8 protein-coding genes and 1 pseudogene are annotated in these 7785 nt (G+C 45.6%); 1 reads left to right on the top strand and 8 read right to left on the bottom strand.

What is annotated here, in order from left to right; translation table 11 throughout:
* Window positions 1-187: 187 nt before the first annotated feature.
* The 6 genes from recR to QTN94_RS18770 form a co-directional block, all read right to left on the bottom strand.
* Window positions 188-787: a recombination mediator RecR gene (gene recR, locus QTN94_RS18795; protein WP_138971008.1), complete on the bottom strand. Its 600-nt coding sequence runs from the start codon at window positions 785-787 to the stop codon at window positions 188-190.
* A gap of 16 nt (window positions 788-803) precedes the next feature.
* Window positions 804-1133, bottom strand: a complete 330-nt coding sequence (locus QTN94_RS18790; protein WP_138971007.1) for a YbaB/EbfC family nucleoid-associated protein — start codon at window positions 1131-1133, stop codon at window positions 804-806.
* Between the two features lie 74 nt (window positions 1134-1207).
* Entirely contained in the window at window positions 1208-3325 is a 2118-nt protein-coding gene (gene dnaX, locus QTN94_RS18785) for a DNA polymerase III subunit gamma/tau (RefSeq protein WP_331428514.1), read from the bottom strand.
* Between the two features lie 29 nt (window positions 3326-3354).
* Window positions 3355-3900 (bottom strand): adenine phosphoribosyltransferase, encoded by a 546-nt coding sequence (gene apt / locus QTN94_RS18780; protein WP_138971004.1) that lies wholly within the window; start codon window positions 3898-3900, stop codon window positions 3355-3357.
* A gap of 173 nt (window positions 3901-4073) precedes the next feature.
* Entirely contained in the window at window positions 4074-4430 is a 357-nt protein-coding gene (locus QTN94_RS18775; protein WP_331428513.1) for a YbaN family protein, read from the bottom strand.
* A 346-nt stretch (window positions 4431-4776) separates the two neighbouring features.
* Window positions 4777-5877 carry a response regulator gene (locus tag QTN94_RS18770; RefSeq protein ID WP_331428512.1) on the bottom strand — a complete coding sequence of 367 codons (1101 nt, stop codon included), beginning with the start codon at window positions 5875-5877 and terminating at the stop codon, window positions 4777-4779.
* 245 nt (window positions 5878-6122) lie between these two features.
* On the opposite strand from QTN94_RS18770, the gene QTN94_RS18765 reads away from it, so the two are divergent.
* The gene (locus QTN94_RS18765; protein ID WP_331428511.1) at window positions 6123-6998 is read left to right on the top strand and encodes a LysR family transcriptional regulator; all 876 of its coding nucleotides are present in this window, start codon (window positions 6123-6125) and stop codon (window positions 6996-6998) included.
* A gap of 39 nt (window positions 6999-7037) precedes the next feature.
* Here QTN94_RS18765 and QTN94_RS18760 read toward each other — a convergent pair whose 3' ends face one another.
* Complete coding sequence (locus tag QTN94_RS18760; RefSeq protein ID WP_138970999.1) at window positions 7038-7586, bottom strand: NAD(P)H nitroreductase; 549 nt, start codon at window positions 7584-7586, stop codon at window positions 7038-7040.
* Window positions 7587-7700: 114 nt separating this feature from the next.
* Window positions 7701-7785 (bottom strand): annotated as a pseudogene (locus tag QTN94_RS18755) (IS200/IS605 family transposase); the annotation flags it as partial.

Raw genomic sequence — 7785 nt, 5'->3', positions numbered from 1 at the left:
AGCTTGATTGTATCTACTCATGTTATTTGTCCTCTTTGACTTCTGGAAAAATCAAAGACGCATTTAGCATGAGTAGTTTTACAGGCAAAGCCGAAACGGATGATAACCACCTACTGAAGTAGGTGGTTTAGGGCTGAAAATAAAAAAGCCGCGATAGATATCGCGGCTTTGCTTTTATTTGGAACGATTACAGCTTATGTCGGCCAAGTAGCGAATGAGAGAGTGTCGTACCATCAACGAGCTCTAACTCACCACCAACAGGAACACCATGAGCAATACGGCTTGCTAACACGTTGCTTTCTTTACACAATTCCGCGATATAGTGAGCCGTCGCTTCACCTTCAACCGTCGGGTTTGTGGCTAAGATAACTTCCGAAATGTCACCTCGACGTAGTCGATAGTCCAGAACATCAAGGCCGATATCACTCGGACCAATACCGTCTAGAGGCGACAAGTGCCCCATCAATACGAAGTATCGACCTGAGTACTGACCTGTTGCTTCTACCGCAGCTATATCTGCCGGACTTTCTACCACACAAAGTTGACCATTTTCCTGACGTTTAGGATTGGTACAGATGTGGCAAACGTCTTCTTCCGTGAAGGTTCTACACTCATTACAATGCCCAATTTCGGTCATTGCCTGACTCAGTGCATCGGCTAATTGTAAGCCGCCCTTTCTATCTCGCTGTAACAAATGAAAGGCCATACGCTGTGCCGACTTAGGGCCAACCCCAGGCAGACAACGTAAGGCCTCCATCAATTGCTCCAGCATATGACTGGTGCGCATTATCTAACCTTGTTGATTAGAAAGGCATTTTCATACCAGGTGGAAGTTGCATGCCACCGGTAATACTTGCCATTTTCTCTTTTTGAGTTTCTTCAACACGACGTGCAGCGTCGTTAAAAGCGGCGGCGATAAGGTCTTCAAGCATCTCTTTATCGTCTTCCATCAAGCTGTCGTCGATTTCAACGCGACGTACACTGTGGCTACCAGTAATGGTCACTTTCACAAGGCCAGCGCCAGACTCACCTGTTACTTCCATATTTGCGATTTCTTCTTGAAGCTTTTGCATGCGATCTTGCATTTGCTGGGCTTGCTTCATTAGATTGCCCATACCGCCTTTACCAAACATGTTAATCTCTCTGGTTATTTAGCTTGTTTCGTTATTAGATGGGGGCTGGCTCATTACGATTCAACCCCGTAAAATCAAATCGGTCTGACGCTTTCACTGTCGAGTTCAGCTGCAAACCTTTTTTGGATGAACTGGATATTCGGATCACTTTCCAGACTGTCAAAAGCGCGCTGTAAACGCCCTTGATACAATTTGTCTCTTAACTCTAGAGGCGTCTCGCCACTTTCACCAATCTCAACACTCAAGTGACACTCTTGGTTAAGAACCCGGTTTAATTCCCCAAGCAACTCACTTTGTGCTCGATCTGTATTTAGATGCGCTTGCGATGCTCTCAACACTAAGGAAATGGATGCGTCACTCTTCTGGAAATGTGAGTTTAACGCCAACTGCTCAGTCAGCTTGGCCGTCGACAGTTGGCTGATTAACTTAGCCCACTCGCTCTGTTCTAGACTTTCTTGTACCAGCTTCTCCACCATTTCTGGTGTTTTTTCATGCTCTAACGCTTGCTTTAGTAAGGTTGGCGTCAGCTCAGTTTTAACCGTGTTTATCTGTGGCAGCGACGGTTTCCAGCGATACGGTTCATCGTCTGCCTCAGGTGTTGCATTGACATTCGGGTTAGACAATGGCGACACCTGCTCGATTCCTGCGTGTTTTCTTGCTACACGTTCTAGAACAGATTCTGGTTTTGCAGATGTCGCATTAGCCTTTTTTGGCGTATTCCCTTGCCCTGAATTCACCCCATTGCGTTGAGAGCGGAGTTGATGCCTCAATCCAGCGACTCGAGAAGGTGCACTTGTTTGTTGTGGCTGAGAAGGCTGTTCAATCGGTGCGGCAGAACTTGGCTGATTGCCTTGTTGTTCGTAATACTGCTGTACTTCATCATAGTTCGGCGGATCAGGCATGTAATCGGCAGCCGGAGGAGCATCATAGTGTGCCACTGGTGGCATCTCTGGTTGACTAGGGCTCGCCTGAAGGACACGCTCAGCAGTTTGATTGGTCGGCTGCATTGAGGATGTGGCAGAGCGAGATGAGGCATGACTTTGCGTAGGCGTCGTCATCTGCACTTGGGATTCTACAGCAACAGAAATAGAGTTTGCTTGTATTTGCGATGCAGGTCTAAACGCCATCATACGCAACAGAATCATCTCTAAGCCAATTCTCTCCGACGGTGCTAAAGGAAGGTCTTGTCTCCCTTTAAGCGCAATTTGGTAATAAAGTTGAACATCTTGTGGCGACAGCTGACGGCTCAATAGCGCCACTTTCTCTGCATCAGGCTGAGATAAGTCTAAGGTGGCAGGTAACGCTTGGTACATGGCTAAACGATGCAGTTGCGCAGCTAACTGCTGTAGCAAACCATCCCACTCAACACCATTTTGTGCAAGTGCTGTAACACAATCCATCACGACCTGAGGCTGTTTGGAGCTAATCGCTTCGAGCAGGTGTAAGGCTTGATCTGTATCTAGCGTACCCAGCATGTGAGCGACACTGTCAGTCAAGACTTGTCCATTGCCCAGTGCGATAGCTTGGTCAGTCAAACTCAATGCATCACGCATACTGCCATCAGCAGCATGCGAGATCATTCCCAAGGCTCGTGCCTCTGAAACAACTTTTTCTTGCTGTAGAATATGATCGAGCTGTTGATGAATGTTGTCGACGCTGATCGGCTTCAAATGAAACTGGAGACAGCGCGATAAAATCGTTACCGGCAGCTTCTGTGGATCAGTGGTCGCTAACAAGAACTTCACATACTCAGGCGGCTCTTCCAGTGTTTTCAATAAGGCATTGAAACTGTGGCGAGACAGCATGTGTACTTCATCGATGAGGTAGACTTTAAAACGACCGCGTGCAGGTTTGTACTGCACGTTGTCGAGGAGTTCACGAGTATCTTCAACCTTAGTACGAGACGCCGCATCGATTTCGAGCAGATCAACAAATCGTCCTTCATCGATCTCTCTACAAGTATCACAAACCCCACAAGGTGTGGCTGTAATGCCTGTTTCGCAGTTCAGACCTTTAGCAAACAGACGTCCAATCGTCGTTTTACCGACGCCTCGCGTTCCACTAAATAGATAAGCGTGGTGGAGACGATTCTGTGCTAAAGCATTCTCTAATGCAGTTAAAACGTGGGCCTGACCAACCACTTCATTAAACTTAGTTGGTCGCCACTTTCGCGCTAAGGCAAGATAACTCATGAAACTATACTCACTAATAACCTACCCGATTAATGTCCTTCAAACTCACAAATGCTGTAAACGTTAAGGCCAAGGCCTTCAAGACGTTTGTCACCACCGATTTCAGGCAGGTTAATCACAAATGCAGCGTGCTCAACAACACCGCCGAGTTGACGGATTAGCTTCGTTGTCGCTTCGATAGTGCCGCCAGTTGCCAAAAGGTCATCAACAACCAGTACCTTGTCACCTTCTTTGATTGCATCAGTATGAATTTCTAGGGTATCTGTACCGTATTCAAGCTCGTATGATTGAGCAACGGTCGCACGAGGCAGTTTACCTGGCTTACGCACTGGTACAAAACCGACACCAAGCTCAAGAGCTAAAGGCGCTCCAAATAGAAAACCGCGTGCTTCTGTACCAACGATTTTGGTAAAACCCATATCTTTGTACTTTTCAACCAGTAGTTGAATCGTCGCTTGGTAAGCACTTGCGTCTTCCATAAGACTGGTTACATCACGGAAAAGAATGCCTGGTTTTGGGTAGTCAGCAATGCTCTTGATGCTAGATTTGATCTGCGCAATTGTTTCAGTTGTCATAACTCTTTACTTAGATTGGCTAGGTTGGTTGACCAAGTTACAGGTAACGATAACCAACGATTAGCATGGTTCTCAGCACAATCTAAACTAAGGCTATAACCGAAACAGTCACCAAGTTTATTGTGCCTAAAAACAAACGCCCACTCTAAAAGCGGGCACACTTCCTAGCAATCTTAGTGATTTTCTTCGCTGTCGGCAAGGTGCTCCATCACAGGCAAACGAATAAACCAACTCAGCAAAACTATCAGCATCAAAACTAGCATAATCTTTAACCAGAAATGCGATACTACCCAGATTGAAAACGCAAAACTCAGCAAGATGCATACCGCTCCACGCTTTTTAACTTTCGCGGTAACAGCGCGATTTTTGTGCCAGTTAGTTAGCATCGGCCCAAACGTTTTATGGTGCCTTAGCCAATAGTGGAAGCGTGGACTGCTGCGCATAAAACACGCACTAGCCAGCAGAATAAAAGGGGTGGTAGGTAATAGAGGAAGGAATATACCGATGATGCCTAAAACTAGGCTGAGCATACCAACAAATTTGAGAAAGAGTTTACGAATATTGATGGCATGCTCCGAAGTCTGGTTTAGAAGCCCGCGTATCCATTTAACACGCGAATCCAGGTAAGAGTCGCTGGAAGCGTCGGGATAAGTAGTACTGCTATAAATCCTAGAAAGTAAAAAATATTATATGGTTCTTTAAAATCTTTGTCTGCCATGAGCTCACTTCTCAAATTGTAGGTGACGACTTATTGCCCAAACCATTAACTTAATGTTAAGGAAATGGGCTATTTTTGTTTATGGCGGACTATACCCTAATCAGACGGTGACAAACACTGACTAAGATTAGGGTTTTAGGAAACTGTGATGCTCTGCGCTACGCTTTCGCTCCTTGATAAATATCGAGACTAAAACTGCTTGAACCGAGGCAATTTAACATCAACTGACAGGCAGACTGAATGGGTAAATCTGAAGTGATAAAATTCTTACCACAGTTCTGTCCTAACAAAGCTCCGGCCGCAATATGCTGATTGATATATCCATTTGACCATTGGGCATCTAACCCCGCAGGCAGCAAAGAGAGTGCCCCTTCAGATAAGTCAGCGATACCAAATAGCGCCCGAACTGGCGTGCTGCACCCCGTACATTTAATGCCCTTCTCCAATAGAGATGCAATATCCTTCAAGTCAGCATTAAAGCACTTCAAGTTACGTAGATAATCGTGGAAAAGAGCTCTGATCATCAGGGTGGTTGCCGCACCATGCTGACCTTCGCTGTCAGAATCCACTAGATAAAAGGCGAACTGACCGTTCATCAACCACGCATAGTCAAAAACCAGCGGCATCACATCTGTGGACTGAAGCAGTCGGTAGCTGCATTTCCAATTACCTTGGGAAGTATCTTTATCCGGCAACAGAGCATGAAGCAGGTCTTTTGCAGCACTTGGATTGTCTTCCAAATACTCTAAATGCCAGTGTAACTCTTGTTCTTCCTGCATATCCCCACTATCCACTCTGAACCACTGACTGGAAAAGTCACGTTGATCGCTCAGATGGTTATCCGAATCATCGAGTGTATTTTCAATCGCACATGCAAGATGCGCGTGGTTGCTGATCGGTTTAGCGAGGAAATCTTTGATGCCAAACCGGAGCGCTTTGGCCACATCCGATATCTCGTCCGTCGCAGAAACGACGATTAAAGGGAGTGATGGATATTCCAAACTCACCTCTTCAACGAACTCTACTCCATCAAGAATCGGCATAGAGAGGTCGCAGAGTATTAAATCTGGTTCACCAGTACGTAATTTTTGTAAGCCATCTAGACCATCTTCTGCTTCAATGACTTTATATCCTTGGTCAACTAAAAAGCCTGAGGTGATGCGACGAAAAATAGGATCGTCGTCCACCAGCATAATCACTTTTTGTCCACCAGAGACTGGTACTGTCGCATTGGTCCCAACTTCGATTGTCTTATGCATAAACCTTCGCCTCACAAACTGCATGGGGTACAACGTTTCGTTATTTTTATTATTGCCAGTTGTTTTAAACACTCTTTAAAAAGTAGTCGCAAAAGGCTGTTTATACAAATCTTCCACTTTTGACCTGAGTTGCATACTATATGTATGGGATATCAAATTTCGCTGTAGTTGTTGATATGACTCAAACTTTAGCATTTGATATAGATATAAATTAATCGAATTCGTAAAAATATGTGTCTGGCACAATGAAATTAGATGACCTAAACCTGTTTAGACTAGTAGTCGAAAATGGGAGCTATACAGCAACTTCGCGTAAAGCAATGATTCCTGTTGCAACAATTACGCGACGTATTCAGGCATTAGAAGAATCTTTAAACCTTCGTTTGCTTAACCGCCACGCGCGTAAACTCTCGTTGACAGAAGCTGGCGAACGTTTTTATGCAGAGTGTTCACCTCTACTCAACCGTCTAACACTCGCTGCGGAAGAAATCACCGATGAGTGCCGCGGTGCTGCGGGTAAAATTCGCATCACTGCACCGTCAAACTTAACCAAACGAATGATGATGCCGATGTTTAACGCGTTTATGTGCCAGTACCCGGACATTAACATCGATCTCACCACCAGCAATCACTCAGAACAACTTGACCCAACCGAGTGGGACGTTATTTTCCGAGTCGGCCCTCAACGTGACTCAAGCCTTATCGCGCGTAAAATTAGCTCAGTGGCGGATATTTTGGTGGCGAGCCCCAAATATCTCAAAGCCCATCCTGCGCCGAAGCATGCGGAAGAACTGCATCAGCACTCGCTACTAAAAGGGTCACCACTGCTCAAATGGCAATTGTCGAACAACAGTGGCGAAACCGTCATCAATAACGATAAAGGACGTTTTCAAGCGAACACGCTGAACGTGGTCAGAAGTGCTTGTTCGGAAGGCTTAGGCATCACTCTGATGCCAGACGTTATGCTGCGTGAATATATTGAAGATGGGAGCTTGGTTCGTGTGCTTCAAGATTGGAGTGCGAACCCTCGTGACATCTATATGTTGTACAACCACAAAGATCACCTCCCTGAGAAAGTACGTCTGTTTATCGATTTTGTTATTGCTTACAACATCCATTAAAAAAAGAGCTTGGCATAAACCAAGCTCTCTCTTTATCGGTTAAAGGTATTCAACAAACTTACTCAAATCTCTGTCAGGCACCTTCATTGGTGTACAGCCTGCGGTTCCTAGATAAAGGAATCCGACTATTTGATCTTCACCCTCAAGAGCAAACGCATTACGCACCTCTTGGTGGAACATCCATTCGCCAGAGCGCCAGAAACCTTGGAAACCTTGCGCGACTGCCGCCATTTGCATCGCCTGTACTGCACAACCCGCAGATAGATGCTGTTCAAAAGCTGGGACTTTGTCATGCTCTGTTACTTTCGCAATAACAGTGATCACCATAGGTGCGCGAAAAGGTGCGTTCTTTACTTTGTCGATCACCGCTTGATCGCTTTGCTCTGCTTGCGCCGCTTTGAGCAGAATTTCGGACAGCTTTCCAAGCCCTTCACCTTGGGCAATAACAAAGCGCCATGGTGTCAACCCTGCATGATCAGGGGCACGTAAACCAGCGCGAATAATGTTTTCTAGTGCTTTACCTTCTGGAGCGGGCTCTGACAACTTGGCAATTGAGCGACGGTTGAGCAGTAAATCTAGAGCATCCATTTGACATCCTTTTTAGCGTTTTTGTTTTTTCTTCTTGATAATAACTCTCACAAGTAAATTACCACCTTCTAAAGAAGGTGGCTTTGTGTGAGCCCCCTAAAAGGGGGCCTTTGTTTAATCCAACGCCAACTGGTGCTGCTCTACTCGCTCTTGCTTCTCTTGATGTCTTACATATCGGCGTATGATTTCTTCATTGATT

Origin of the sequence: Vibrio sp. M250220, assembly GCF_036533795.1 — a bacterium.
GTDB lineage: Bacteria > Pseudomonadota > Gammaproteobacteria > Enterobacterales > Vibrionaceae > Vibrio.
The sequence above is the reverse complement of the archived record's forward strand: the minus strand, read 5'-3'. Positions and strand labels throughout refer to the sequence as shown.

What these genes read in the sequence shown, in the direction of transcription:
- QTN94_RS18760 (WP_138970999.1), bottom strand. Translation starts at nt 7,586, where the DNA reads ATGGATGCTCTAGATTTACTGCTCAACCGTCGCTCAATTGCCAAGTTG.
- QTN94_RS18770 (WP_331428512.1), bottom strand. Translation starts at nt 5,877, where the DNA reads ATGCATAAGACAATCGAAGTTGGGACCAATGCGACAGTACCAGTCTCT.
- QTN94_RS18775 (WP_331428513.1), bottom strand. Translation starts at nt 4,430, where the DNA reads ATGCTCAGCCTAGTTTTAGGCATCATCGGTATATTCCTTCCTCTATTA.
- apt (WP_138971004.1), bottom strand. Translation starts at nt 3,900, where the DNA reads ATGACAACTGAAACAATTGCGCAGATCAAATCTAGCATCAAGAGCATT.
- dnaX (WP_331428514.1), bottom strand. Translation starts at nt 3,325, where the DNA reads ATGAGTTATCTTGCCTTAGCGCGAAAGTGGCGACCAACTAAGTTTAAT.
- QTN94_RS18790 (WP_138971007.1), bottom strand. Translation starts at nt 1,133, where the DNA reads ATGTTTGGTAAAGGCGGTATGGGCAATCTAATGAAGCAAGCCCAGCAA.
- recR (WP_138971008.1), bottom strand. Translation starts at nt 787, where the DNA reads ATGCGCACCAGTCATATGCTGGAGCAATTGATGGAGGCCTTACGTTGT.
- QTN94_RS18765 (WP_331428511.1), top strand. Translation starts at nt 6,123, where the DNA reads ATGAAATTAGATGACCTAAACCTGTTTAGACTAGTAGTCGAAAATGGG.